This is a genomic window from Rhodococcus sp. X156, from assembly GCF_004006015.1.
Classification (GTDB): Bacteria; Actinomycetota; Actinomycetes; order Mycobacteriales; family Mycobacteriaceae; genus X156.
The window spans coordinates 633578-658317 of the sequence record NZ_CP034766.1 but is presented as its reverse complement, the minus strand read 5'-3'; the positions used below and the strand labels follow the sequence as shown (position 1 = coordinate 658317).

The following is a 24740-nucleotide window of genomic DNA, read 5'->3' as shown; positions in this document are numbered from 1 at the left end:
CGGGCCGACGTCGGGTACCGGGCGGTAACCTGACTTGCCGTGATCGACTCGAGCGGCAGTGCGGCGGACACCCGCCACGCCCTCGACCGCGCACGCAAGGATCTCGCCATCCAGTCGCTGCGCGGGCTCGCGGTGGTCCTCATGGTCTCCGGGCACATCGTCGGCGGCCACGCCGAGCAGGGCATGCAGGTGGACGCCGGCTCGCTGTGGCACTACTTCACCGTGGGCCTGGAAGACATCCGAATGCCGCTGTTCACCCTCCTCTCCGGCCTGGTCTACGCGCTGCGCCCGGTGCACACGGTGCAGGACTACCGGCGGATGGTGCGCGGCAAGAGCCGGCGGCTGCTGCTGCCCCTGCTGAGCGTGGGGACGGTGCTGTTCGCGCTGCTGTTCCTGGTGCCCTGGACCAACTGGACACCGGCGCTGGACGACTACTGGCGGGTGTTCGCCTACGGCTTCAAGCACCTGTGGTTCCTGCAGGCGATCTTCCTGGTGTTCCTGGTGGTGGCGGTGCTGGACCTGTTCGGGCTGCTCGCCTCGGTGCGGCGCTGGCAGCTGGCCACGCTCGCGGCCATGGTGACGTTCGTGGTGGTCAACCTGCCGCCCGAGGCGGACGTGTTCAGCATCAACGGTGCGCTGCGGCTGCTGCCGTTCTTCCTGCTCGGCTACGGGATGCAGCGCCATGGCCGCCTGGACGCGCGCGGCTGGGACGCAGCGGTGGTGAGCGCGATGTTCGTGGCCGCCTACGGCGCCAAGTGGCTGCTGCTGGAGGACGTCTGGTCGCCGTCGGAGCTCACCCGCCGGACGCTGAGCGTCATCGTCGGCGCCCTGGGGGTGGTGCTGGTGTACTCCGCGCGCCAGTACCTCAGCTCCCGGCTGCTGGCCTGGATCGGCGGGTTCTCCTTCGCGGTGTACCTGCTGCACGTGTTCGGGCTGTCGGTGTCGGACACGGTGCTCTACCTCGCCGGGGTGGACAACCACGTGGTGGTGTTCGGGCTGGGGCTGCTGGTGGGCGTGGGTGGCCCGATCCTGTTCCAGCGCGTGCTGGAACGGCGGTGGGCGTGGCTGCTGCTGGTGCTGCTGGGCGAGCGGCCCCGGGCGCCGAAGCCCGTTCAGCGGTAGCTGAGCACCGCCGCGCACCGGGTGAGCTGGGACTGCAGCGCGGCGGTGAGGGTGACCGCGTCGGCCGGGCGCACGGTGGCCGGGGCGGTGTGGTCGGCCAGGTAGCGGCCGTCGTCCTCGCGGTCGAACCAGCGCAGCGTGTTGCGGGTGTGCTCGTGCCCGTCGCCGGCCAGTGCGGTGACGCTGAGCTGGCCGGCGCTGGTGAACGGCCCCGCCACCAGCTCGCGGAAGCGCCGGTCCTCACGCTGCTCGGCGCTGCGCACGGCGGTTTCTGCGCCGTGCGGCCCGGTCGCCGTGGTGGCCGGGCGCTCCCGCCCCGGGGGTGCCGGCGGCAGTGCCCCGACCACCGACTCCGCCAGCGCCGCGTTGGGCACGGTGCGCAGCAGCACGTCGCCGCCGACGTCGTCCTGCGGCCCGGGCAGCTGCACCGCCAGCACCCCGGCACGGCCGGCGTGCGCGGCGCGGATGCGCACCAGGTCGCTGGGGCCGTCGGTGCGGGTGCCGTGGAAGCCGAAGGCGGTGCACCACAGCCGGGCCGCGGCCAGGATGCGCAGCGCCGCCTCGAGGTCGGCGTCCACGCGGCCGTCGCGGATCAGGCCGCCGTGCTGCAGGCGGGCGGTGGCGTGCCGCATCGCCAGGTCGCGCTCGTTGAGGGTGGGCGTGGTGTCGCGGACCTGCAGCGGGAACGGGAAGCGGGCCACCCCGGTGACGGGCCACAGCGTCAGCAGCTCGTGCGGGGTGAGCCGCCAGCTGGTGGGGCTACTCACCGATGACGGGTGGAGCGACAGGCGGCAGGTAGCCGACGATCTCCGAGCCATGGTCCTCGGTGATCAGGTACGACGGGGTGTTGTGCTCGAGGTCGTCCCCTCCGCCCTGGCCGCGTCCGGCACCCATGGCGCCCATCCCGCCCATGCCCATGCCCCGGCCGGCCGCACCGCCCCCGCTGCCCGCGCCACCTCGAGCGGCCATCGCCTCGGTGGCGCCGTTGGCCCCGATCCCGCTGGCGCCGCCGCGACCCATCGCGCTGCCTGCACCGGAGCCCGAGCCGCCTCCGGGCCCGATGCCGCTACCGCTGCCACCGCCGCCCAGCTTGCCGGCGCCGAATCCCCCGGCCCCCTTGGCTCCGACGCCGCTCGTGCCAACGCCGCTACCGCCGATGCCGCTGGCGCCGCCGAGCTTGCCCATGCCGGCGCCCCCGCCCCCGCCGGCCTTGCCTGCTCCGACGCCAGAGTGGCCGCCAGCACGGCCTGCTCCGCCGGGGCCGGCGAATGCACCGGGGACTCCTACACCTGTCCCTGTCGCTGTACCGCCCACGCCGCTGGAACCGATGCCGCCGGTGCGGGTGCGTTCACTGGAGTCACCCGTGCCGAAGCCACCGGCACCAGCCCCGCCCACGCCTTGGCTGGAGCCGGGCAGCTCTGCACCCGCGCTCGCGGCACTCACGTTGGGGTTGCTGCCCGGGCCGAAGCTGCCGCCGCCTGCACCCTGACCCGCGCCCTGCCCCTGGCTCTGGCCGGCCCACTCGGTCGAGTAGCCGCCGTTGCCTCCGGTGCTGACCAGACCTGCTTGACCGACACCCGCACCACCGCCGTACCCGGCTGAGCCCGGGCCTGCGGCACCGGAAGCAGCCGACCCCGCCGAGCCTGCGGTGCCCGGCGCGGCGCCCGCGCCAAGCCCACCCGTCCCCGGAATGGCCGAGAGCGCAGAGCCGCCGCCGCCGGGGGATCCGGTCGCGTCGGGTCCGGTGGGAGACGTGGGCGGGGGCAGCACGGGCACGCCTGCGTCGGACTGCTGGTAGACAGGCAAATACCGGCTGTTCATCACCTGCACCGCTTGCTGCCGCGCGTCCTCCTGCTCCTTCATCTGCTGGGCGAGGTCGGCGACGGCCGCCATCGGGTTCACGCTCGCCGCTGCCACCGTGCGCTGCTCGTCGTAGGCCACCGGAGGGGGCATGGCCGCCTGGGTCTCCGAGGCGGCCACGGCAGCCTCGTGGATCTTGGTGCTGGTCAGCATCATCGCTGCGCCGAGCTGCCCGCCCCGGGAGGTGTAGGCGCTGGAGGCCACCGTGGCCTGGTCGGCGCCGGGTCCGGACCACGAGCCGTTGATCGCAGAGCTGATCGACTGTCCCAGCGTCTCCATGTCCGCACTGACCGCCTTGCCCATGTCGCCCCAGGCGTTGGCCGTGGAGTGCATGGTGCCCGGTTGCAGCTGCGCGGCCGCGGTGGCCATGTCCGGGTGCGACCACGAGTCGAAGTTGTCCGGGTTGGTGATCGCCAGCGGGTCGAACTCGTCGCCGACCTTGTGCGCCAGCGCATCCTGCTGGTCCTGGATCACCCCGTGCTGGGTGGCGTAGAAGCCGTACTCGTCGCCCAGGCCGGCGGCCTGCGTGAGCACCTGGACGAGCCCGAGCGGGGAGAGGCCGCCTGGTACTGGGGTCACGGGCGTCAGCGAGATACCCGGCAGCGGAATCTCGCCGGACCCTCCTGCCCCGGATGAAGCGGGCAGCCCTGGCACGGGCGGTGTGGTCATTGAATCCCCCCAGATTCTTGCGGTGCTACGTGTTCTCGAGCAGTAGCGCTACCACCGTCCGGTCGACTGCTGTACACGCCGGACCTCCTGATAGTCGCCTGCCGTAGGACGCGCCGACGTCGCCCACGGTTCCGACGACTGTGGGTACGAAGCGCTCTCAGCGGGTGCAACCCTAGTTCGATGAGATCCGCCGCCGGCTGGCTTTGGCAAAGCCTGTGGACAGCCTGACCAGCAGGTACGGGTTTGTGCACAGATTTGCGCGAGGTCACCTGACTTCTCAAAACTGTCGGCGGTTCGAACTAGTGTTCGATACATGGAGATCGCCGTCGCACTCGCCGAGCCCGCTGGGGTCGAGCTGTGGCGGCTGGGCACGGACGAGCTCCGCGCATTCGCCCGCGAGCTAGGAACCACGGTCTCTGCCATTCAGGGCCTGCAGCTACGAACCATCACCGAGATCGATCGGCGGGGAGCAGCAATCGAGCTGGGCGCCGCGAACACCGCGCGGTGGCTGACCGACGTGAGCCACGTGTCCCCGGGTGCGGCATCGAGAATGGTGCAGTTGGGCCTGGCCCTGGATCGGCTGCCCGATGTGGCCGCTGCGCTGGACTCCGGCGCCCTGCTGAGCGAGCACGCCGAGGTGATCGTCCGGGTGCTGCAGCAGCTGCCCGACGACCTACCCGATGACGGTGTCGATGCCTGCCGCACCTACCTATTGGAAGCGGCGTTGGCCGAGGACCCGCAGGCCCTGAATCGCCGCGGTCGCGAGCTGCTCGCCCGCATCTCCCCCGACGATGCTGAGCTCACCGAGGAACACGCCGTCGCACGACGGGAGCTGCGGATCAGTGACTGCGGCGACGGGCTGCACAAGGTGACCGGCTGGCTGGACACCGAAGCCGCCGAGCTCGCCCACTCCGTGCTCTCACCGCTAGCCAAGCCGCGCCCCGCCGACGACGGCGAGCGCGACACCCGGTCACCGGCCAAACGCCTCGGGGACGCCTTCGTCGACCTGCTCGGCCGGGCCGCGGACCACGCCTGCGTGCCCGGGGAGGGCTACGCCCGCCCGCACCTCACCCTGCACGTGCGCGCCGACGCCCTCGCCGCCGGCCATGGCCCGGCCGCAGAGCTCACCTTCCTCGGCCCCTTGTCCATCGCCGCCGCCCGACGGTTGGCCTGTGACGCCGAGATCACCCCCATGACCCTGGACGAGAACGGCGTACCGCTCGACGTCGGACGCACCACCTACGTCGTGTCCGGTGGCCTGCGCAGGGCCCTCATCGCCCGGGACCGCGGCTGCGCCTTCCCCGGCTGCGGCCGACCACCAGGCTGGTGCCACGCCCACCACATCGTGCACTGGGCGGACAACGGCGACACCGCACTAAGCAACCTTGTCCTGCTGTGCGGGCACCACCACCGCGTTGTCCACCACCACGGCTGGGCCGTCACCATCGGTGACGACCGCCAACCCTGGTTCACCCCACCGGCCTGGATCGACCCCGACGGCACGCCGCGGCCCGCACACCAACGACGACATCAGCCTCAACTACTGAGCCTGGAATAGCAGCCCTGCTTCTGCCGGACGCTCGCCGCCGCAGGCCATCACCGTGGCGCAAGGAGTATCGGTGCCGCCCTTTCCATGAGGCGTGTCGCCAGCGTGCACGAATCCACGCCGACGGCTGCCTCGTGCTCAAACTTGATACCCGCAAGCACCATCAATCCCTTGCGGCCCTCGAGGTCAGACAGCAGGAAACACGCTCCTGGATCGTTAGGAACTTGAAAGGCAATCGAGGGTAACCCGAACACAACTGGATGGCCGACGATGTTGAGGTCCGTCCTGCTGTCGTACATGGCGACCGTTGCGGTAGTCGTTAGCACGTCCACGATGATGTGCTCGCCGGACCAGCGACATCCGAACTGCTTGACCTGCCCTTCGAGGTCCGCAGGCTTCTTCGTTGCGGGATCCAGCCCCATTGCTGCGATGTCTCCAGATGACAGATCTTCGCAGGTCTTGATTTCGGCCGCCCGTGGCTGCTTGGCAGTGGATGCCTCCAACGGAGCGTCTGAGACTTGGCTTTCGTTCTGAGAAGCCACTGTCGACGTGTTTGAGCCGCAAGCAGTTACTGCTAGGGCAATCCCGCACACGCCCAAGCTCAGAGCGGCCTTGCCCCTTGCGCTCGTCACTCGGCGCCGAACGTGGTTGTGTTCGCGGACTCAGTTGCGACATACGCACGGCCAGCTGCCCGGTACGCGTCGCGCATATCAGCAAGCACGTCCAGATGAGCTTTGAGCACCGATACTGCCTCAGCACCTTTGGCACTGAACTTTGCAGCCAATGCGACCCCCGCATTCGGGGTGCCAAAGCCCTCCACGGCTGTAAGCCGGCGAGCGCGGGCTAAGTGCCCCTCAATCTTCGCGATCGCGTCCTCACACGCCTTCGCACACCGCTCCGCCGCCTCCGGCTCAAAGCGCAGCTCACCCCGCCCCGCCGACGCCTTCAGCGCCGTCCACTCCGTCTTGCTCCGCTCCACTGCGGCACTCGACTCCGCCAGCGCGCGATCATCCTCAGGCAACATCGGACACACCCCTCCCCCGTCAGGTCACACCGTCCGACGCACCGACACCCCCCACGGTTCCTGGCGCCACACGACTAGCTCAGGGCTGCATCTCGTTGGCCAGGTCACGCAGCTTGTTCTTGGCCACCTTGTCCAGCGTCGCTCGGGGCAGCTCATCCAGGAAGTAGACCTCCCGCGGACGCTTGAAGTCCGCCAAGCCTTCCTCGCACCCCTGCAGCACCGTCGTGCGGATCTCCTCCTCGGTGAGCGTGGTGTGCCCGCTGCGCACCGCGAACAGCACCGGCACCTCGCCGAGCATCTCGTGCTTCTGCGCCACCACGGCCTGCGCCTCCAGCACCCCACGGGCGAACAGCCCCAGCACGAAGCCCTCCACCTGGCTGGCCGAGACATTCTCCCCACCGACCTTGAGGATGTCCTTGTCCCGGTCGCCGAAGTAGAAGTAGCCGTCGTCGCCGATCCGGGCCACGTCGCCGCTGCGGAACCAGCCGTCGTCGGCGAAGGAGGAGGCCATCGCCTCCGGGTTCTTGAAGTACTCCAGGAAGATCTGCACCCCGCGCGTCCCCCGCACCCACAGGTCACCGTTCACCCCGGGCGGGCACAGCTCACCGGTCTCCGGGTCCACGATGGCGAACTCGTAGCCCGGCGAGGGGATCCCGATGTTCATCTCCGGGGAGTCCTGGATGACGTCGCCGCGGGTGGCGTGCGTGACCGTCTCGGTCATCCCCCACGTGGCGAACGTCGTGACCTTCCAGTGGTTCTCGATGTCGTGCAGCTTCACCCCGGTGGCCCACGTCTTGTAGGAGTGCTCGGGCACCGCCTGCGACGAGATGGCCTTGATGCAGAACGGGATCATCGACGCCCGCGTCACCTGGTGCTTGAGCGAGAGGTCCCAGAACGTGCTGGAGGAGAACTTCGGCTGCAGCACCACCGTGCCGCCCACCCACATCATCGACCAGAACGACCAGCTCTGGGCGTTGACGTGGAAGCACGGCAGGAACACCAGGTAGGTGTCGTCGCTGGTCATCAGCACGTTCTGCGATCCGCTGCGTCCACCCCACAGCGCGTTGGCGTGGGTGTGCACCACGGCCTTGGGCCGTGACGTGGTCCCGGACGTGTACTGGATCCCCACCGGCAGCATCGGCTCCGCGGGCCGCGCCGGCGGCTCGTCGCCCTCGGTGTAGAGGCTGTCCCAGGTGGGCTGGCCGTGGCCGAGCTGCTCCTCGGTGGCGGCCTCGCCGGAGTTGTCCTCGGCGACCACGAACCACCCGAGGTTGGTGGCGTTCTTGGCCAGCTGCTCCACGAACTTGGGCTGAGTGATGCACCCCACCGCCTCGGAGTGCTCGGCGAAGTACGTCAGCTCCTCGCCGATGCAGCGGGTGTTGGTGGTGACCGCCACCGACCCCACGATGGCCGAGGCGTACCAGGCGATCATCATCTCCGGGCAGTTGTCGGAGTGGATGAGGACCTTGTCGCCCTTGGTCACCCCACGGGCGATCAGCCCGCACGCCACCTGGTTGATCTCCTGCCAAAACTGCTGGTAGGTCCACGTGCGAGTGCGGCCGTCGCGGGGCTCCCACACCAGGAACACCTTGTCCGGCGTCTGCTCCGCCCACAGCTTGGCCAGCCACGGCACGTCCTTGCCGGCGAAGTCGTAGTACTGCGCGGAACGGTGCACGTCGAGCTGCGGCTTGGTCATGGCTGCCAATCTGGTGAGTGGGGCACGTCTCATCGAGGCCAAGGCGGAGTGTAACCAGTGTCACTTTTCTTCCGCACCGCACTGAGCAGGCTGAACACAGACAGAGAACAATCAGCCCCATGAGCGCACCCTGGCTGAACCCCGGTCTCGTTGTCCGCCGCCAGGTTCGGGCGGTGACGGCATGAGCTCCCCCGAGGTGAGCACCGACGAGTGGGGCATCTCCCTGACCTGGCTGGACGACTTCGACCAGGAACAGCACCCCAGCGAGCAGACCCTGCAGGCGCTGCGCACGGTGATCGGCACGCCCCCAGCCGACCTGGACCAGCGCGCCCCCCTGGTGCTGGCCACCGGCGACGCCGTGACCCTGCCCAGCGGCCAGCTGGTGTGCGAGGACGGCACCACCCTGGACGTGGGCGGCCCCGCGGGTGAGCTCCCGCTGGGTTACCACCGGCTGGTCCCGGCCGAGGGACCCGAGCGCCGGCTGATCGTCTCCCCCGGCCGCTGCTTCCGCCCGGAGCCGCTGCGCGAGTGGGGCATGGCCGTGCAGGTCTACGCCGCCCGCGCGCGCGGCAGCTGGGGCACCGGTGACCTGGCCAGCCTGCGCACGGTGCGCGAGTGGGCCCAGCAGCGCGGCGCCGGCTTCCTGCTGGTGAACCCGCTGCACGGCGTGGCCCCCACGCTGCCCCAGGAGGACAGCCCCTACCTGCCGGCCACCCGCCGCTTCCGCAACCCGCTGTACCTGCGCATCCCCGAGGTGCCCGGCGCCGACGACGTGCTCACTCCCGCCGACCACGCCGCGGCCGCCGAGCTGGCCGCGCTGGACACCCTGGACCGCGACGCGGCGTGGACGCTGCAGCGGGCGGTGCTGCGGCGCATCTTCGACGCCGCCCAGCCCCAGGAGTTCGCCCAGTGGCGGGCCGAGCAGGGCGCCCCCCTGCAGGAGTGGGCCACCTGGTGCCTGCTGGCCCAGCAGCACGGCGACGACTTCCACGACTGGCCCGAGGAGCTGCACGACCCGGCCGGGCCCGCGGTGGCCGCCGCCGTCGCCGCCCAGCCCGACGAGGTGGCCTTCCACGCGTGGCTGCAGTGGAACCTGCAGCTGCAGCTGGAACGCGCCTGCGACGGGATGACCGTGCTGCAGGACCTGCCCGTCGGGGTCTCCGGCGGCGGCGCCGACGCCTGGGCCTGGCAGGGCGTGATGGCCGACGGCGTGACCGTGGGTGCTCCCCCGGACGAGTTCAACGGCCTCGGCCAGGACTGGGGCTCACCGCCGTTCGTGCCGTGGCGACTGCGGCTGGCCGACTACGAGCCGTTCATCCAGGGCGTGCGCGCCACCCTCGCCGGGGCGGGCGGGCTGCGGGTGGACCACGTGATGGGACTGTTCCGGCTGTGGTGGGTGCCGCCGGGCAAGGGCCCCACCGAGGGCGCCTACGTGCGCTACCCGTGGCAGGACATGCTCAACATCGTCGCCCTGGAGAGCCACCGGGCGCAGGCGCTGGTGGTCGGCGAGGACCTCGGCGTGGTGGAGGACGGCGTCCGCGAGGCGATGGCCGACTTCGGGATCCTCAGCTACCGGTTGCTGTACTTCGAGGAGGACGCCCCCGCCACCTGGCCGGTCGAGGCGATGTCCGCCGTGACCACCCACGACCTGCCCACCGTGTGCGGGTTGGTGGACGGCACCGACATGGCCGAGCAGCAGGCACTGGTGCTGGGCAGTGACGAAGAGCTGGCCGCCGCCCGCGCCGGGATGCTGGCCAAGCTCGGCGTGCGCCCGGAGATGACCGGTGAGCAGGCGGTGCTGCAGGCCCACGAGAAGCTGGCGCAGGCCCCCTCGGCGCTGCTGTGCGCCACCATCGACGACGCGGTGCTCGCCGTGCGCCGGCCCAACGTGCCGGGCACCACCACCCGCGACAACTGGTGCATCCCGCTGCCGGTGCTGGTGGACGACCTGGGCGAGACCGCCTCGGCGGAGGCGCTGGCCGAGGAGCTGGGCAGCGCCGTGCGCCCCGGTGGCGCCGCATGAGCCGCTTCGCCGGAAAGGTCGTCGTGGTCACCGGCGGCGGCACGGGCATCGGCGCGGCCACGGCACAGCGCTTCGCCGCCGAGGGCGCGATCGTCACCATCACCGGCCGCCGTCGGGACAAGCTGGAGCAGGTGGCCTCCGCGGCCGACGGCGACGTGCGGGTGGCCGAGGTCGACGTCACCGACCGCGACGCGGTGGAGCAGCTGGTGGCGGACGTGGTGTCCGCCTGCGGCGGGCTGGACGTGCTGGTGAACAACGCCGGCACCGGCGCCCCCGGCGACGTGCTGCACACCAGCGACGAGGACTGGAACCGGGTGCTGCGCACCAACGTCGACGGCGTCTTCCACGGCTGCCGGGCCGCCATGCCGCACCTGATCAGCAGCGGCGGGTGCATCGTCAACGTCTCCTCGGTGTCCGGCCTGGGCGGGGACTGGGACAACGTCGCCTACAACGCGGCCAAGGGCGCGGTGGTCAACCTGACCCGCGCGCTGGCCATGGACCACGCCGCCGACGGGGTGCGGGTGAACGCGGTGGCTCCGTCGTTCACCTTCACCGAGATGACCCAGGGCATGGTCGGCAACGACGAGGTGATGGCCCGCTTCACCGACCGCATCCCGATGGGCCGGGGTGCGCAGCCGGAGGAGGTCGCCGCGGTGATCGCCTTCCTGGCCAGCCCCGACGCGGGCTTCGTCACCGGGGTGAACCTGCCGGTGGACGGCGGGCTCAGCGCCTCCAACGGCCAGCCGAGGATGACGTGACCACAGTCGCGGTGCTCACCACCGGTGGCACCATCGCCAGCAGCGCCGACGCCACCGGCGCCAAGGTGGCCGGGGTCTCCGGGGCCGAGCTGCTCGACGGGGTGGACCTGCCCGCCGGCGTGCAGGTGCAGGTGCGCGACGTGCTCAGCAAGAACAGCGCCGCCCTCACCCTGGCCGACCTGGACGTGATCCGCCGCGCGGTGGCCGCCGCCCTGGCCGAGGGCGTGGACGGCGTGGTGCTCACCCACGGCACCGACACCACCGAGGAGACCGCCTTCCTGCTCGACCTGGTGCACGACGATCCCCGCCCGGTGGTGCTCACCGGCGCCCAGCGCGGCGCGGACGAGCCGAACACCGACGGGCCGGGCAACCTGCGCGACGCGCTCGCCGTGGCCGCTGACCCGGCCGCCCGCGGCCTGGGCGTGCTGGTGGTGTTCGACGGGGCGGTGCACGCCGCGCGCGGCACCCGCAAGATGCACACCCTGGCGTCGGCTCCCTTCGCTGATCCCGAGCTGGGCGCGGTGGGCCGCGTGGTGCTCGGCGAGCTGGTGGTGCAGCGACCGCCCCAGCGCCCGGCCCCGTTGTCCGGGCTGACCGACCTCGCCGACGTGCGGGTGGACGTGGTGGCGCTCTACCCCGGTGCGGACGCCACCGCGCTGGACGCCTGCGCCGCCGCCGGCGCCCGCGGGCTGGTGCTGGAGGCACCCGGGCTGGGCAACGCCAACCCCACCGTGGTGGCGGCGGTGCGCCGGCACGTCCAGCGGGGCGTGCACGTGCTGCTGTCCAGCCGCGTGCCGGCCGGTCCGCTGCGCGCGGTCTACGGCGGCGGGGGCGGGGGCCGCGACCTGGTGGCCGCCGGCGCGGTCCTCACCGGGACGCTGCGCCCCAGCCAGGCCCGCGTGCAGCTGGCCGCGCTGCTGGCCGCCGGCGCCGACGACACGCAGGTGCGCACCGCTTTTGCCGCCAGCTAGCGAGGAGTGAGCCCCGAGGTGCTCGGCCCCTCCAGCACCGTGCCGTCGGCGGCGAAGCGGGAGCCGTGCAGCGGGCAGTCCCAGGACCGCTCGGCGTCGTTCCAGGAGACGATGCCGCCCAGGTGCGGGCACATCGCCGACACAGTGTGCGTGGTGCCGTCCACCGTGCACACCGCCACCGGGGCGGGCAGGTTGCGGCGCACCTCGCCGTGGCCCTCCGCCGGCTGCTCCACGGAGCCGGGGCTCAGCAGCGGCTTGATCCAGCCCTCGGCCAGGTTCCACCCCACCTTGGCGTTGAGGCTGGCGCCCTTGGGGAAGCCCACCAGCTCGTGCAGCCGCCAGCTGTCCAGCACCCGGGCCCACGGAGTGCTCTGCTCGCCCAGCACCCGCTTGGACAGCGACAGCGCCGCGGCCACGGCGTTGGTCATGCCCCACTTGTCGAAGCCGGTGGCGATGAGCACGCGCTCGTCGCCGGGGGTGAGCGGGCCGACGTAGGGCAGCCCGTCGATGGACTCGTAGTCCTGCGCCGACCACCAGTGCGTCAGCCTCGCCCCGGGGAAGTGCTCCTCGGTCCAGCTGCGCAGGTCGTCCACCATCGCCTGCTCCGACGTCACCCGGCCGACGACGTGGCCGTTGCCGCCCACGATGAGCCGGGGCGTGCGGGTTCGCCGGCCGCGGAAGGTGGGCGCCGTGCGCAGCGAGCGGGTGGTGGCGTCGGCGCTGAGGTACATGCCGGTGGGGATCGGGCCGGGCACCGTGAACGCCAGGCAGTACGAGCGCAGCGGCTCCAGCCGCGCGAAGTAGCCGGCGCGGTCCAGGATCGGCATGCCGGTGGCCAGCACCACCCGGTCAGCGCGGACGTCACCGTGCTCGGTGACCACTGTGGTCTCCTCGCTCGGGTGCACCTCGGTGACGCGAGTGTTCTCGAAGATGTCCGCGCCCAGCTCCCGCAGCTCGGCGGCCAGGGCGAGCAGCACGTCCATCGGGTCGAGCTGGGCCTGGTCGTCCAGGCGCACCCCGCCGAGGGTGGGGTAGGGCAGGTCGAGGTCGCGGTCCCACCGCGCGTCCAGGCCGACCTTGACGGCCATGGCCAGCTCTGCCCGGGCCTGCCGCCGTCCCCGTGGGGTGGTGCCGTAGGTGATGGCGGGCGTGCGCTGCACGGGAACCTTGCGCTGGACGCAGTAGTCGAGCAGCCACTGCTGGCCCTCGCGGTTGGCCTCCACGTAGCTGCGCACGGAGTCGGTGGGCTGCTTGCTGGCCAGCTGGCTCAGCCGGGAGCCCTGCAGCAGGCTCACCTTGGCGGTGGTGTTGCCGGTGGTCACCGCACCCACCGTGCGTGCCTCCACCACCGCGACCCGCCGACCGGCCCGAGCGAACAACAGCGCGGTGACCAGACCGGTGAGCCCGGCGCCGGCCACCACCACGTCGTAGCGTCGCCCCTCGGTCAGCGGCGGGTACCGGGGCAGCCCGGGGCGGTCGAGCCAGAGCGAGGTCAACGCGGGTCCTCCTGGGAGCCGGTGCGGGAGCCCCCCATGTAATCACCGTCGTGACCTGGTCGCACATCGGTGCCGGTGGGGGGCAGATCTGCGTCGCGAGTCGGGTCGTTCGGTGCCATCCTTGACCCGGCCCACCTGAGGAGTGCACATGAGTGACGTCATCGGCATCGGCGCCGCGACCTGCCCCCCGCCGACCGTTCCCGCCGACGAGCCGGCCCGGCTGACCACGCTGCGGCGCTACGAGGTGCTGGACACCCCGCGCGACGGCGCGTTCACCCGCGCCGCCCAGGTCGCTGCGCACGTCTTCGACGTGCCGATGGCCACGGTGACCCTGGTGGACGAGGACCGGATCTGGTTCAAGGCCGCGGAGGGTCTGCCCCTCGGGGTTGCCGAGATCAGCCGCGAGCCCGGGCTGTGCGCGTCGGCGATCCTGCAGGACGAGCCCTACGTGCTGCCGGACACCCTGCGCGACCCACGCACCCTGGAGAACAGCCTGGTCCGCGGCCGGCTGGGCGTGCGGTTCTACGCCGGGGCACCGATCGTCACCGAGGGCGGGCACCGCCTGGGCACGGTGAACGTGCTGGACACCCGGCCCCGGCAGCCCACCTCGGAGCAGCTGTGCACCCTGCGCAGCCTGGCCGGCATGGTGATGCAGCAGCTGGACCTGCGGCTGGCCGCGCTGCGCGCCGCCCGCAACCAGGAGATGAACCTGCGCAACGCCCTGGCCTCACGCACCGACACCGACCGCGCGGTGGGGATGGTCATGCAGCACCGGCAGTGCACCGCCGAGGAGGCATGGCAGGTGCTCACCCTGTGCTCGCAGGGGTCCAACATCAAGGTGCGCCGGATCGCCGAGGCCATGGCCGAGCTGGTCGCCAGCACCACCCCGGCCCTGCTCGAGCCGGCCGCCTACCGGGCCGCGCGGCGCGTCCTGCAGCTCACCGACCGCTAGCCGACGTGACTTCTCCGCCCGCGCTGCTGCGGCGCCTGGGCACCGAGGTCGCCCGGCGCTACCACCGCCTCGAGCTGGCGGTGGCCGGTGACCTCCCCGACAGACCGGTGCTGCTGGTGGCCAACCACGGCTTCGGCGCGCTGCTGGACGTCACCCTGCTGGCCGTCGCCGCTGCGCTGCACGAGCTGCGGCCAGAGCGCCCGGTCACCGTGCTTGCCCACCCGCTGGCCTGGACGCTGGGCTTCGGAGCGCTGGCGGAGGCCTTCGGCGCCCGGCCCGCCAGCATGGCCAACGCGCTGGAGGCGTTCGCGCAGGACCACCACGTGCTGGTGCTGCCCGGCGGGGACGTGGAGGCGGCGGCCACCTGGAACAACCGCAACCGCATCATCTTCGACGGTCGGCCGGGCTTCGCCGCCCTGGCCCTGCGGGCGGAGGTGCCCATCGTCCCGGTGGTGACGGCAGGGGTGGGCGAGACGCTGCTGGTGCTCGCCGACGGGCAGAACCTGGCCCGGGCCGCACGCCTGGACACCTGGCTGAACCTGCGGGCGCTGCCGTTGTCGGTGTCGCTGCCGTGGGGGCTCAACCTCGGACTGGTGGGGCTGGTGCTGCCCTACCTGCCGCTGCCGAGCAAGCTCTGCACCGCCGTGCTGCCGGCCGTGCAGGCCCGCGACGGGGAGAGCGCGGAGGACCTCGCCGGACGCGTGCAGACCCTGATGCAGGACCGCCTCACGGCGATGACCGAGGGCAGGCGACCGGTGCTCGGCTAGCGGCGCGAGGTTGCGGTTGACAGCACCGCGGGCCTCTGACCAGGGTGTTAGCCACGCCACTGCCGGGTGCGAATGCCGTGCACAGACGTACACTTAGGACTTCACGCGTCCTCGAGAAGCCGGGATCGCTGCCACCGTCCGCCCTGGGCCCCGCCTGCACAAGCACGGGTTGCTCGGGGCCGGAGCGGGTGGCCACCGCACCACGGACGCCCGTCGGCGTCCGACCACGCGAGACCACTAGGAGTGCTGAATGACTGAGCAAGACAAGTCTGGTGAGGCCCGCAAGGGCATGTTCGACTCGATCAAGGGCAAGGCCAAGGAGGTGGCCGGCGCGCTGTCCGGCAACGACTCCCTGACCGCCGAGGGCCAGCTGGACCAGACGCAGGCCGCCCAGCGCAGGGAGGCCAACGCCGACGCCGCCGTGGCCGACGCAAAGGCCAAGGACGCTGCCGAGGACCTCACCGAGGTCCGGCAGGAGGCCGCCCAGGAGCGCACGGCCACCGCCCAGGAGTCCGCCGCGGCCAAGCAGGCTGCCGAGGCCCGCCAGCAGGCGGAGCGTCGCCAGGCCGAGGCCGCCAAGCAGCAGGAGACCGCCCGCGAGCAGGCCCAGGCCGAGCGGGACGCCAAGGCCAAGGAGCAGGGCGCCGAGGCCACCGCCCGCGCCAAGTCCACCTCCGCCGCACAGGACGCCGCACAGGCGAGCGCCGAGCACACCGCCGCCAACGCCGAGGCGGCCAACGCCGAGGCCGCCGCCGAGAAGGCCCGCCGCGAGGCGGCGAAGCTCAGCGGCGACGCCGAGCTGTCCTGACCACCACCACACCGATCGAAGGAGACCGCATGAACGTGCTCAGCATCCCCAAGGCCGCGCTGCGGCTGCCCTACCAGGTGGCCCGACTCCCGCTGCAGCTCATCGAGACGCAGGTGGTGTCCCGCATGCACGACGAGGCGCCCGTGCGCCTCGCCTACGAGCGCACCCTCGGCGCCATCGACGGTGCCGTCGGTCGCGCCCTGGGCGACCCGGCCGCCATCCGCCGCGGGGAGGCCCTGCAGGAGCGCAGCGCCGCCCTCACCCGGGCCGTGGAGCTGCAGGAGGAGGCCGACCGCAAGCGCGAGCAGGCCGACGCCGACCTGAAGGCCAAGCAGCAGCAGGCCCGCGAGGACCAGGTGGCCGCGCAGCGGGAGAAGCAGCAGAAGCAGGCCGCGGCACGCAAGGCCGAGGAGGACCGCAAGAAGAAGGCGGCCGAGCAGGCCGAGCAGCGCGCTGCGGCGGAGAAGAAGCAGGCCGACGAGCTGGCCGCCAAGCGCAAGCGGGACGCCGAGGCGGAGAAGAAGGCCGAGCAGGCCAAGATCGACGCCAAGGAGAAGCAGGCCGCGGCGCCGGCGACGGCCGAGCTGAAGGAGGCCGCCGCCAAGCGTGACGAGGCCACCCAGAAGCGGGCCGACGCCAACCAGGTGGAGAAGCTGGCCGAGGCAGAGAAGACGCAGCGGCAGAACGCGCAGAGCTAGTCGGCCCAGAGCCAGTTAGCGCAGAGAGCCCGGCAGCCGGACCCAGTGTCCGGTTGCCGGGCTCTCTGCTGTGCGGGTCCTAGCGCTTGTTGATCCAGACGATCCGGTCCTCGTCGCCCAGCTGCGGCTCGAAGGTGACGGCGTAGGTGCCCGACGGCAGACCGTTGGGCTGCTCGAAGCAGACGTTCCCGCTGATCTCCGTGCCTGGTGCCACCGCGCCGGACTTCAACCGGTTGGGGATGTCGGAGGCGTAGCTGGCGTCCTCGATGCGCCCCGTGGGGTCAGCCAGCTCCCAGCGCAGGTTGGTGAAGGTGCGCTCCTTGGTGTCCTGGTTCTTCAGGACCACCGACGTGCAGAGCAGGTCGTCGTACCGGCCCTTGAACTCGGTGAGCGCCGTGGTGGTGACCGCGATGCTGTCCTTGGTGCCCAGCTCGCCGGCTTGGACGATGGTGTCGCCCGAGCTCTTGCCCGGGTAGTTGTCACCCGAGGTGGTCGACGAGCTCGACGGTGCCGCGCTGGAGCTGGAACTGGAACTGGAGCTGGAGGGGCTGCCGGAGCTGGACGGGGCAGCGGAGCTGGTGGGGGCAGCGGTGTCGCCGTCGTCGTCGGAGCTCTGCACGGCCACGATGGCCACGCCGGCGCCGATCACCAGCACCGCGACCGCCGCCGACGCCAAGATCCAGATCTTGTTGTTGTTCTTCTGTGGCGGCACCGGCCCCTGCGGGAAGCCGGGCTGTCCGTACGCGGGCTGTCCGTAGCCGGGCTGGCCGTAGGTGGGCTGGCCGTACTGCTGCTGCTGGTAGGCGTTTGGGTCGTACTGTCCCTGGGCGTACTGCTCCTGGCCGTAGCCGGGCTGGCCGTACTGCGGCTGCCCGTAGCCGGGCTGGCCGTACTGCGGCTGGCCGTAGGCGTTGGGGTCGGTCTGCCCCTGCGGGTACGGCCCCGAGGGGTAGGAGCCCTGCGGGTAGGGACCGGACGGGTAGGAACCCGGCGCGTAGCCCTGCTGGCCCTGGTCCCCCTGCTCGTTCTGCGGGGGGGTCGGGTTGGACGGCTTCTGCCAGCCGGTGCTCTGGGGCTCGCTGGACGAGTCATCTCCGGTGGGCGGAGGCTGCTGAGACATCGACGTGGTCCTTTGACTGGGGGGAGGGCGGCCGGGGCCGAAAGCCGCTCCTCCTTGGACCCAAGTGGCCGAAAGAGCAACCTTCGCAGCGCATTCTAAACAGATGCCGGCTCACACCCGTCGCATTCCGACGTGGCCGCTGGGGTGGTGGTGCGGCACCATCACGGCTGGTTGCGCGAGTGCTGCGGCCGCGAGGGGGCGAACACGAGTGCACGCAGACAGGACGAGCGACCATCTGGCGCGAGCCACGGTGCTGCAACCACCCGCACCGCCACCGTGCTGATCGGGCTGGGCACCGAGCGCGGGATCGAGCGCTTCACCGTGGAGCTGACCCCCGAGGGCGTGGTGACCGGCCCCGTGCAGGCGTCGCCGCCGGTTTGGCCGGTGCTCCGGCCGCTGGGACCAGCGCCTCGGTGGGTGCAGCGGTGCATCGCTGCGCTGTACCCGCGGCGGCTGCAGGCACGCTGAGCACGCTCAGGCTCGGGCGCAGCAGCCCCAGTCAGCCAGCTGGTTCAGCAGCTGCGCGCCCGTGGTGTTGTTCGCCGACGCCAGCACGTCGAGGTCCGCTGCGCGCATCTCCAGCAGCGTGGACGTGCCGCCGCGGCGGTGCAGGACGGTCTCCACGTGCTGGCGCACTGGCTGGGCCTGCTCCTGCGTCAGCTGGCGCACCCGGTCGACGTTGAGCACCAGGCGCACCGGCTTGGCGTCCGCGCGAAGCTCCGGGATCAGCTCGGCGACACCGACACCGTAGAAGCGGGCGAGCGCGGCCAGGCGGATCATCGTGAGGCCGCGGTCACCCCGCTCGTAGGAGCCGACGACCACAGCCTTCCACTGGCCGTCGGACTTCTCCTGCACGGCCTGCAGCGACAGTCCCAGTCCCTTGCGGACCTCGCGCAGCCGTCCGCCCAGCGCCTTGTTGAACTCTGACATGGTGCCCCCACCCCTACCCGTACCGCTCGTCCCCCCGGACGTGCTCACCCACCATGGCACAGGGCACCGACACCGGTCAGTCGTGCGAACGCAGTACGGCCACGCCTGGGCGCCCCGCCGCGGTACGCGGACGCCTCCAGTACCATCATCAGGGCTGTTCGCCGACCGCTCTGGCCGCCGAGAGCCTGTGGTGGGAGATCCCTTGACGGTTCTCTTGCTACCCCCGCCTCTATAGCTCAGGGGATAGAGCATCGGTTTCCTAAACCGTGTGTCGCAGGTTCGAATCCTGCTAGGGGCACCCAGCGCGGGGCGGCTGACACAATCGGCCTCGTGGATTCGCTTGAGGCAGAAGATCGTTCCCAGCGGCTGCTCGGTAACGTCGCGCGAGCCCACGAGCTGCTCAACCGTTGCGGTGAGTCCTGGTGGGCGCGGTGGATCGCCGTCGTCCAGCGCGAGCTGACGGCACACGACGCCCACGGGCTGGAGCGGCTCCTCAACGGATATGGCGGCATGGGCGGCTTCCACGATCTGGTCATCCACCCCATGAATGGTCACTCCGTGGCGGCGGACGACGTCGATGCCGTCAACAACGAGCTCGTCCGGCTCAGCGCGGAGATGCATGGCGATGCCCGCGCGCTGCTCGGCGCCCTCCGTCGGGAGCGATAGCCGGTCCGTCGTCCGCTCCCACCACAAAGGCCGTGACAGGCTGCGGGCATGACCACTGGCGAGCACTCCCGAGGAACCGAGCAGCTACCTCGGTGGCAACGGTGGGCGGGCCTGACCCCCGCACGACAGTGGTCCGTGCGCCGCCGGATCACTTACGGCGTGCTTGCAGCCGTCGTCATCCCGGGCACGTTCTCCCTGGCAGTGGGCGCGCGAGGGCCGTGGTTCGGCGTGTTCGCTGCACTCACCTACGCGGCGATGTTCGCATCCGGCGTTCTCGCACCCAACCGATATGACCGCTGGATGCGCCGGCACCCCCGAGTCGAAGGCGCGTTCTTCGGTCCGCTCGTGTTCATCCCACTGGGCGTGTTCACTGATCTCAGCCTCGGGTGGTGCGGAGCAATCGCCGTGGTGGCAGCTCTCCTGCTGGTCTTCCTGCCTCGGCGCCGACGTCCGAGCGGGTCAGTCTGATGACGGGTCGGGTCCACACCGGCTAGCTCCGCGCGTGCCCTTCACGAGGATCGGCGCAGCTGCCGCACCACCAGAGGCAACGCGGCCGCCACCACCACGATCAGCACTGCGAAGGCCAGCGGCCGCAGCACCGAGTGGGCCGGCGCCACCACCGAGGCCAGCAGCGCCAGCCCGCTCAGCACGCCCAGCGCCAGCAGCAGGCGGTCCTCGGTCGTGGGCAGGCCGCCGGTGATGGCCTCGCTCTCGGAGTTGCCGGTGAGCACCAGCCAGTCGGTGTCGCGGTAGGGCGGCTTGAGCTGGTGCGCGCGCTCGCTGACGTGCGCCACGTGCAGGGTGCGCTCCTCCCCGTCGGCCAGGTTCACCACCACGCGCGGGCTCTTGCGCACGTCGCCGTAGCTGGCCTGCACCGAGTGGCTGCCCGGCTCCAGCGGAATCGTGCGGGCCTGGCCCCGCTTGAGCCTGGCCACGACGACGTCGTCGACGATGATCTCGAACCGCTTGGTCGCCCCCAGCCGTGCCGTGTTCCGGACAACCGTGATGTGCGCTGACACGTTGAGCCCCCCGCTCCCCGCCGTGCGCCACCTAAATCGGCTGGGCTGCACGGGCATTCGAGACACTACAACTGCTCACGGTCCGTGTCAGGACTGTTGCGCAACGTGTCTCACCTGCATCTTCGGCGGCAGCACCTCCCCCCGGCCGAGAATCGTCAGCCCCCGTTCACCCTGGCGGCACCGCAACACCCCTGCCGGTTCACCACGGCGCCGGATCATCGCAGCCGCCTGACCAACCGGGCAGGCACCAGCGAGCACACGTCCTGATTGGATCCCCCGTGCGTCGTCCCACCTCTCGTCCCCGAGCTCGCCTGTACGCCGGTTGCGCCCTCGCCGTGGTCGGTGCCACCTGCGCGGCCCTGGCCGCGCCTGCCGGGGCACTCGCGCAGCCCAGCAGCCCCACCACAGGTGCCACCACGCTCTTCCGCACCGACCTGCCGCCGCTGGCCGTGCTCGGTGGCGCCTCCCTCAGCGCAGGCGCCTACGGCTCCTCGCTCTACCCCAAGCCGGGCACCAGCGACGAGTTCTACGGCCTCACCGACCGGGGCCCCAACGTGGACAGCCCCGTGGCCGGCCAGAAGATCGAGCCGCTGCCGAGCTACCAGCCCCAGATCGGGTTGTTCCGCCTCGTCGACGGCACCGCCACGCTGCTGCAGGTGATCGGCCTGCAGGGCCCGGACGGCAGCCCGTACAACGGCCAGGTCAACCCCGAGGCCTCCACCAAGGAGACCATCGTCGACCTCGACGGCAACCGGCTGGCCGACTCCCCGCTGGGCTACGACTCCGAGGGCCTGGTGGCCATGCCCGACGGCACCTTCTACGTCTCCGACGAGTACGGGCCCTACATCACCCACTTCGACGCCACCGGACGCCAGCTCGACCGGCTGAGCCCGTTCGACGGCTCGCTGCCTCGCGAGCTGGCGATGCGCGACCCCAACAAGGGGATGGAGGGCCTCACCGTCACTCCCGACGGCACCACCCTGGTCGGGGTGATGCAGAGCGCGCTGATCACCCCTGACCTGAGCGCCAAGCCCAAGAACGTGGTGCCACTGCGCATCGTCACCATCGACCTGGCCACCAAGGCCACCCACGAGTACCTCTACCTGCGCCACCTGGACAGCGCGGAGACCAACGTCAGCGAGATCACCGCGCTGGGCAACACCACGTTCCTCGTCGACGAGCGCGACGGCAGCACCGGGCCGGACACCTTCAAGAAGCTGTACAAGATCGACCTCGCCGGGGCCACCGACGTGGGCCCGGCGAGCACCGTCGCCGGCGCCACCTACGACCCAGCGGCCGGCGGCCTGCTGGTGCAGGGCAGGTCCATCGAGGCCACCGTGGGCAAGGCCACGGAGGCCGCCGCGGCCACCACACTGACCGCCGCCGGCATCACCCCGGTGACCTCCCGGGAGTTCCTCGACGTCACCGCCCTGGTGCACGACGTGGACCCGACCGGCGGGTACTTCGCCCACGACAAGATCGAGGGGGTGGCCGTGCAGAACGGCACCGGCCTGGTGACGCTGAGCAACGACAGCGACTACGGCATCGACGCCGTGGCCGAGGGCTCCACCTCCGCCCCGTACTCCCTGCACGTCAAGACCACTCCAGACGGCAAGCAGGACGACGGCGCCTTCCTGCAGGTGGACATGACCAAGGTCGCCGCTGCGTTCGCCCCCGGCTACACCGCCCCCACCCTCACCTCGGCGGTCACCGGCTCCACGCTCACCGTGAGCGCCACCGGGCTCGAGCCGGCCACCACCTACGCACTGCGGCTGCGCACGGAGTCGGCCGCGCTCGGCACGCTGACCACCGACGCCCGCGGCACCGCCTCCGCCGCGGTCGCCGTGCCGGCGGACTTCGGCGGCGCCCAGGTGGTGCAGGCCGCGCTGCCCCACGGCGTCGCGGCCAACACCACGGTCACGCTGCCCGCGGTGTCGCGCCCCGGTCACCTGCAGGTGCTGCCCGGCACCGCCGAGGCCGGCGGGGTGCTCGGCGTGCTGCTCACCGGCTGGGCCCCGGACACCACCCTCACCCTGCAGGTCGAGGGCAGCAGCCGGACCCAGACGGTGCGCACCAACGCCTTCGGCTTCGCCGTGGGCGCCACGGTGCTCGACGCCGCCACCCCGGCAGGCACCCACACCCTGCGGGTGACCGCCGCCGACGGCGCCACCCGCACCGGCGAGCTCACGGTCACCCCGCTGGTGCCGTGGTCGCCCTACCAGGTGCTCAGCACAGTGCTGCGGGTGCTGCTGGGCCTCTGATCCCCCAGCCGCACTGCCCCTGCTAGCCGCCGGCCATCGCCCCCACCACCAGGTACGGCTCGTCACCGGCGAGCACGGCCTGGGGCAGGGGCGTGTCCGGCAGCTCGTGGGACAGGTCCTCCTGGCAGGCGAAGAACCGCACGAACGGGCGGCGCTTGCCGCTCTCCCGGTCCCGGATGGTGCCGCGCAGCACCGGGTACTGCTGCTCCAGCAGGTCCAGCACGGTGCGCTGGGTGGCCTGGCCACCCAGGTCCAGCTGCACCTCGCGGTCGGTCTTGGCCAGCACCCGCAGGTGGGCGGGAAGCACTACTCGGATCATGACAGCGTCTGCACCTCCACGGAGAGCACGGCGGGCAGGTCCCGCACGATGGGCGACCACGTGTCGCCGGAGTCGGGCGAGCAGTACACCTGCCCGCCGGTGGTGCCGAAGTACACCCCGCACTGCTCCAGCGCGTCCACCGCCATGGCGTCGCGCAGCACGTTGACGTAGCAGTCGCGCTGGGGCAGCCCGACGGTGAGCGGCTCCCACTCCTCGCCGCCGGTGCGGCTGCGGTACACCCGCAGCCGCCCGTCCGGGACGAAGTGGTGGTAGTCGCTGGTGATGGGCACGACGTAGACGGTGTCCGGCTCGTGGGCGTGCACCTGGATGGGGAACCCGAAGTCGGTGGGCAGGTTGCCGCTGATCTCGTTCCACGTCCCGGCGCCGTCGTCGCTGCGCATCACGTCCCAGTGCTTCTGCATGTACAGCACCTCCGGCCGCGACGGGTGCATGGACAGGCTGTGCACGCAGTGGCCCACCTCGGCCGCCGGCGACGGGATGCCGTCGGACAGCAGCCCCTTGTTCACCGGCTGCCAGCTCTGCCCGAAGTCGTCGGTGCGGAACACCCCGGCGGCGGAGATGGCCACGAACATCCGCTCCGGCCGGTCGGGGTCGAGCAGGATGGTGTGCAGGCACATCCCGCCGGCGCCGGGCTGCCACTGCGGCCCGGAGCTGTGCTCGCGCAGGGCGGTCAGCTCGGTCCAGGCCTGGCCGCCGTCGGTGGTGCGGAACAGCGCGGCGTCCTGCACCCCGGCGTAGACGGTGTCGGGATCGGTGGACGAGGGCTCCAGGTGCCACACCCGGGTGAACTCCCACGGCCGCTGGGTGCCGTCGTACCAGAGGTGGTTGCCCGGCGGAGTGGCGTAGGAGAAGTCGCTGTCCACGGCGTCCCAGGTGGCACCGCCGTCGTCGGAGCGGTGGATGAGCTGGCCGAACCACCCGCCCGAGGGGGCGGCGTAGAGCCGGTTGGGGTCGGCCGGCGAGCCCGCCACGTGGTAGACCTCCCAGCCCGGGAAGAACGGGCCCTGCACGTCCCAGTCGCGGCGCCGCTCGTCGGAGGTCAGCACGAAGGCGCCCTTGCGCGTGCCGACCAGTACGCGTGCTCCACTCATTCGACTTCCCCTCTCCGCCGTGAACGTCCTCCTCGGTGGACGCCACGGGTGCGGGGAACTCATCGCTCAGCCGGTGGCGGCGTCGTCCAGGAACTGGGCCAGCGCGGAGAGGAAGGTGTCGGGCTGCTCGGAGTGCACCCAGTGGCCGGCGCCCTTCACCCGCACCAGCCGGGTGCGCGGGAACAGCGCCGTCATCGCCGCGCGGTTGTCCTCGCGCACGTAGCCCGACTCCGCCCCGGCGATCCACAGCACCGGCTTGTCGAACACCGCCCCCTCGGGCGGCTCCGGGAAGCGGCCGAGGTCAGCCAGGTGGGCGTGCAGCACGTCCAGGTTGAGCCGCCAGCGCCAGCCCACCTCGCGGTCGCGCACCAGGCTCTGCAGCAGGAAGCCCCGCACCGTGGGGTCGGGCACCGCCTCCGACAGCGCCTTGTCCGCGTCGCTGCGCGAGGTCAGCGCGGCCAGGTCCATCGCCCGCATGGCGGTGAGGAACCGGTCGAAGTCCGAGCCGCTGCGCTCGGCCGGGTAGCTCACCGGGGAGATGTCCACCACCACCAGCGCGGTGAGCAGCTCGGGCCGGCGCAGCGCCAGCGTCATGGCCGCCTTGCCGCCCATCGAGTGCCCCACCAGGGTGACCGGCTCGCCCAACTCGGCCAGCAGCTCGGCCACCTCCTCGGCCATCACCCCGTAGTCCTGGGTCTCCGTCCAGGGCGAGCGCCCGTGGTTGGGCAGGTCCACCGTGGTGACCCGGTAGCCGCGCTCGGCCAGGCGCAGCGCGATGGTGTGCCAGTTGCGCCCCTGGCCGAACAACCCGTGCAGGAAGACCACGCGGGGCCCGGACTCGCCGACGGTGCGGCTGGCAAGAGTGCTCACCCGCCCATCTCACCAGAGCCGGTCAGGACAGCAGCGAGGTCCGGGCAGTGCGA

General features: G+C 71.7%; 25 protein-coding genes and 1 tRNA gene. 14 read left to right on the top strand and 12 right to left on the bottom strand.

Annotated features, from left to right (window positions below; all coding sequences use genetic code 11):
* Nucleotides 1-39 precede the first annotated feature (39 nt).
* Nucleotides 40-1122, top strand: coding sequence for an acyltransferase (locus ELX43_RS03130; RefSeq protein ID WP_127782093.1), 1083 nt, complete (start codon nucleotides 40-42; stop codon nucleotides 1120-1122).
* Here ELX43_RS03130 and ELX43_RS03125 read toward each other — a convergent pair.
* Complete coding sequence (locus ELX43_RS03125) at nucleotides 1113-1889, bottom strand: ESX secretion-associated protein EspG (protein WP_164860561.1); 777 nt, start codon at nucleotides 1887-1889, stop codon at nucleotides 1113-1115. The two genes, ELX43_RS03130 and ELX43_RS03125, sit on opposite strands and share 10 nt — an antisense overlap.
* Nucleotides 1882-3561, bottom strand: coding sequence for a hypothetical protein (locus tag ELX43_RS17725; RefSeq protein ID WP_206518091.1), 1680 nt, complete (start codon nucleotides 3559-3561; stop codon nucleotides 1882-1884). Before ELX43_RS17725 ends, ELX43_RS03125 begins: the two co-directional genes overlap by 8 nt.
* A 403-nt stretch (nucleotides 3562-3964) precedes the next feature.
* On the opposite strand from ELX43_RS17725, the gene ELX43_RS03115 reads away from it, so the two are divergent.
* A complete protein-coding gene (locus ELX43_RS03115; RefSeq protein ID WP_127782091.1) occupies nucleotides 3965-5209 on the top strand; it encodes an HNH endonuclease signature motif containing protein in 1245 nt (414 codons plus the stop codon).
* A gap of 38 nt (nucleotides 5210-5247) precedes the next feature.
* Here ELX43_RS03115 and ELX43_RS03110 read toward each other — a convergent pair whose 3' ends face one another.
* From ELX43_RS03110 to ELX43_RS03100, 3 genes are all read right to left on the bottom strand, one after another.
* A complete protein-coding gene (locus tag ELX43_RS03110; protein WP_277601714.1) occupies nucleotides 5248-5790 on the bottom strand; it encodes a DUF3558 family protein in 543 nt (180 codons plus the stop codon).
* Between the two features lie 35 nt (nucleotides 5791-5825).
* Nucleotides 5826-6221: a PE domain-containing protein gene (locus tag ELX43_RS03105; protein WP_127782089.1), complete on the bottom strand. Its 396-nt coding sequence runs from the start codon at nucleotides 6219-6221 to the stop codon at nucleotides 5826-5828.
* Nucleotides 6222-6300: 79 nt separating this feature from the next.
* Nucleotides 6301-7917 carry an AMP-binding protein gene (locus ELX43_RS03100; protein ID WP_127782088.1) on the bottom strand — a complete coding sequence of 539 codons (1617 nt, stop codon included), beginning with the start codon at nucleotides 7915-7917 and terminating at the stop codon, nucleotides 6301-6303.
* Between the two features lie 181 nt (nucleotides 7918-8098).
* On the opposite strand from ELX43_RS03100, the gene malQ reads away from it, so the two are divergent.
* The 3 genes from malQ to ELX43_RS03085 are packed head-to-tail and all read left to right on the top strand — an operon-like array spanning nucleotide 8099 to nucleotide 11669.
* Entirely contained in the window at nucleotides 8099-9940 is a 1842-nt protein-coding gene (malQ, locus tag ELX43_RS03095) for a 4-alpha-glucanotransferase (RefSeq protein WP_127782087.1), read from the top strand.
* The gene (locus tag ELX43_RS03090; RefSeq protein ID WP_127782086.1) at nucleotides 9937-10698 is read left to right on the top strand and encodes an SDR family oxidoreductase; all 762 of its coding nucleotides are present in this window, start codon (nucleotides 9937-9939) and stop codon (nucleotides 10696-10698) included. The genes malQ and ELX43_RS03090 overlap by 4 nt, the downstream gene beginning before the upstream one ends.
* Complete coding sequence (locus tag ELX43_RS03085) at nucleotides 10695-11669, top strand: asparaginase (RefSeq protein WP_127782085.1); 975 nt, start codon at nucleotides 10695-10697, stop codon at nucleotides 11667-11669. The genes ELX43_RS03090 and ELX43_RS03085 overlap by 4 nt, the downstream gene beginning before the upstream one ends.
* On the opposite strand, the gene ELX43_RS03080 is transcribed toward ELX43_RS03085, so the two are convergent.
* Nucleotides 11666-13165: an FAD-dependent oxidoreductase gene (locus ELX43_RS03080; RefSeq protein ID WP_127782084.1), complete on the bottom strand. Its 1500-nt coding sequence runs from the start codon at nucleotides 13163-13165 to the stop codon at nucleotides 11666-11668. The two genes, ELX43_RS03085 and ELX43_RS03080, sit on opposite strands and share 4 nt — an antisense overlap.
* 148 nt (nucleotides 13166-13313) lie before the next feature.
* Between ELX43_RS03080 and ELX43_RS03075 the strand changes: the two genes are divergently transcribed.
* The 4 genes from ELX43_RS03075 to ELX43_RS03060 all read left to right on the top strand — a co-directional run bounded on the left by ELX43_RS03075 (nucleotide 13314) and on the right by ELX43_RS03060 (nucleotide 16390).
* Entirely contained in the window at nucleotides 13314-14117 is an 804-nt protein-coding gene (locus ELX43_RS03075; protein WP_127782083.1) for a GAF and ANTAR domain-containing protein, read from the top strand.
* A gap of 5 nt (nucleotides 14118-14122) precedes the next feature.
* Nucleotides 14123-14884, top strand: a complete 762-nt coding sequence (locus tag ELX43_RS03070; protein ID WP_127782082.1) for a 1-acyl-sn-glycerol-3-phosphate acyltransferase — start codon at nucleotides 14123-14125, stop codon at nucleotides 14882-14884.
* A 250-nt stretch (nucleotides 14885-15134) separates the two neighbouring features.
* Complete coding sequence (locus ELX43_RS03065) at nucleotides 15135-15692, top strand: CsbD family protein (protein WP_127782081.1); 558 nt, start codon at nucleotides 15135-15137, stop codon at nucleotides 15690-15692.
* 29 nt (nucleotides 15693-15721) lie between these two features.
* The gene (locus tag ELX43_RS03060) at nucleotides 15722-16390 is read left to right on the top strand and encodes an IF2 family translation initiation factor (protein WP_127782080.1); all 669 of its coding nucleotides are present in this window, start codon (nucleotides 15722-15724) and stop codon (nucleotides 16388-16390) included.
* A 79-nt stretch (nucleotides 16391-16469) separates the two neighbouring features.
* On the opposite strand, the gene ELX43_RS03055 is transcribed toward ELX43_RS03060, so the two are convergent.
* Nucleotides 16470-17510: a hypothetical protein gene (locus tag ELX43_RS03055; RefSeq protein WP_127782079.1), complete on the bottom strand. Its 1041-nt coding sequence runs from the start codon at nucleotides 17508-17510 to the stop codon at nucleotides 16470-16472.
* 276 nt (nucleotides 17511-17786) lie between these two features.
* On the opposite strand from ELX43_RS03055, the gene ELX43_RS03050 reads away from it, so the two are divergent.
* Nucleotides 17787-17978 carry a DUF1990 family protein gene (locus ELX43_RS03050; protein ID WP_127782078.1) on the top strand — a complete coding sequence of 64 codons (192 nt, stop codon included), beginning with the start codon at nucleotides 17787-17789 and terminating at the stop codon, nucleotides 17976-17978.
* A gap of 6 nt (nucleotides 17979-17984) precedes the next feature.
* On the opposite strand, the gene ELX43_RS17545 is transcribed toward ELX43_RS03050, so the two are convergent.
* Nucleotides 17985-18440 (bottom strand): helix-turn-helix transcriptional regulator, encoded by a 456-nt coding sequence (locus ELX43_RS17545; RefSeq protein ID WP_164860559.1) that lies wholly within the window; start codon nucleotides 18438-18440, stop codon nucleotides 17985-17987.
* 225 nt (nucleotides 18441-18665) lie between these two features.
* Between ELX43_RS17545 and ELX43_RS03040 the strand changes: the two genes are divergently transcribed.
* The 3 genes from ELX43_RS03040 (at nucleotide 18666) to ELX43_RS03030 (ending at nucleotide 19574) form a co-directional block, all read left to right on the top strand.
* Nucleotides 18666-18738: transfer RNA gene (locus ELX43_RS03040), tRNA-Arg, on the top strand.
* A gap of 32 nt (nucleotides 18739-18770) precedes the next feature.
* Nucleotides 18771-19106 carry a hypothetical protein gene (locus ELX43_RS03035; RefSeq protein ID WP_127782076.1) on the top strand — a complete coding sequence of 112 codons (336 nt, stop codon included), beginning with the start codon at nucleotides 18771-18773 and terminating at the stop codon, nucleotides 19104-19106.
* A 48-nt stretch (nucleotides 19107-19154) separates the two neighbouring features.
* Nucleotides 19155-19574 carry a hypothetical protein gene (locus tag ELX43_RS03030; protein ID WP_127782075.1) on the top strand — a complete coding sequence of 140 codons (420 nt, stop codon included), beginning with the start codon at nucleotides 19155-19157 and terminating at the stop codon, nucleotides 19572-19574.
* A 41-nt stretch (nucleotides 19575-19615) separates the two neighbouring features.
* On the opposite strand, the gene ELX43_RS03025 is transcribed toward ELX43_RS03030, so the two are convergent.
* Nucleotides 19616-20125 carry a hypothetical protein gene (locus tag ELX43_RS03025; RefSeq protein WP_127782074.1) on the bottom strand — a complete coding sequence of 170 codons (510 nt, stop codon included), beginning with the start codon at nucleotides 20123-20125 and terminating at the stop codon, nucleotides 19616-19618.
* 278 nt (nucleotides 20126-20403) lie between these two features.
* On the opposite strand from ELX43_RS03025, the gene ELX43_RS03020 reads away from it, so the two are divergent.
* On the top strand, nucleotides 20404-22386 hold the full coding sequence (locus ELX43_RS03020; protein ID WP_206518090.1) for an esterase-like activity of phytase family protein: 1983 nt from the start codon (nucleotides 20404-20406) through the stop codon (nucleotides 22384-22386).
* A gap of 22 nt (nucleotides 22387-22408) precedes the next feature.
* On the opposite strand, the gene ELX43_RS03015 is transcribed toward ELX43_RS03020, so the two are convergent.
* The 3 genes from ELX43_RS03015 to ELX43_RS03005 form a co-directional block, all read right to left on the bottom strand.
* Complete coding sequence (locus tag ELX43_RS03015) at nucleotides 22409-22705, bottom strand: MoaD/ThiS family protein (RefSeq protein WP_127782072.1); 297 nt, start codon at nucleotides 22703-22705, stop codon at nucleotides 22409-22411.
* A complete protein-coding gene (locus ELX43_RS03010; RefSeq protein WP_127782071.1) occupies nucleotides 22702-23817 on the bottom strand; it encodes a sialidase family protein in 1116 nt (371 codons plus the stop codon). The genes ELX43_RS03015 and ELX43_RS03010 overlap by 4 nt, the downstream gene beginning before the upstream one ends.
* A 66-nt stretch (nucleotides 23818-23883) precedes the next feature.
* A complete protein-coding gene (locus tag ELX43_RS03005; RefSeq protein ID WP_127782070.1) occupies nucleotides 23884-24687 on the bottom strand; it encodes an alpha/beta fold hydrolase in 804 nt (267 codons plus the stop codon).
* Nucleotides 24688-24740 lie beyond the last annotated feature (53 nt).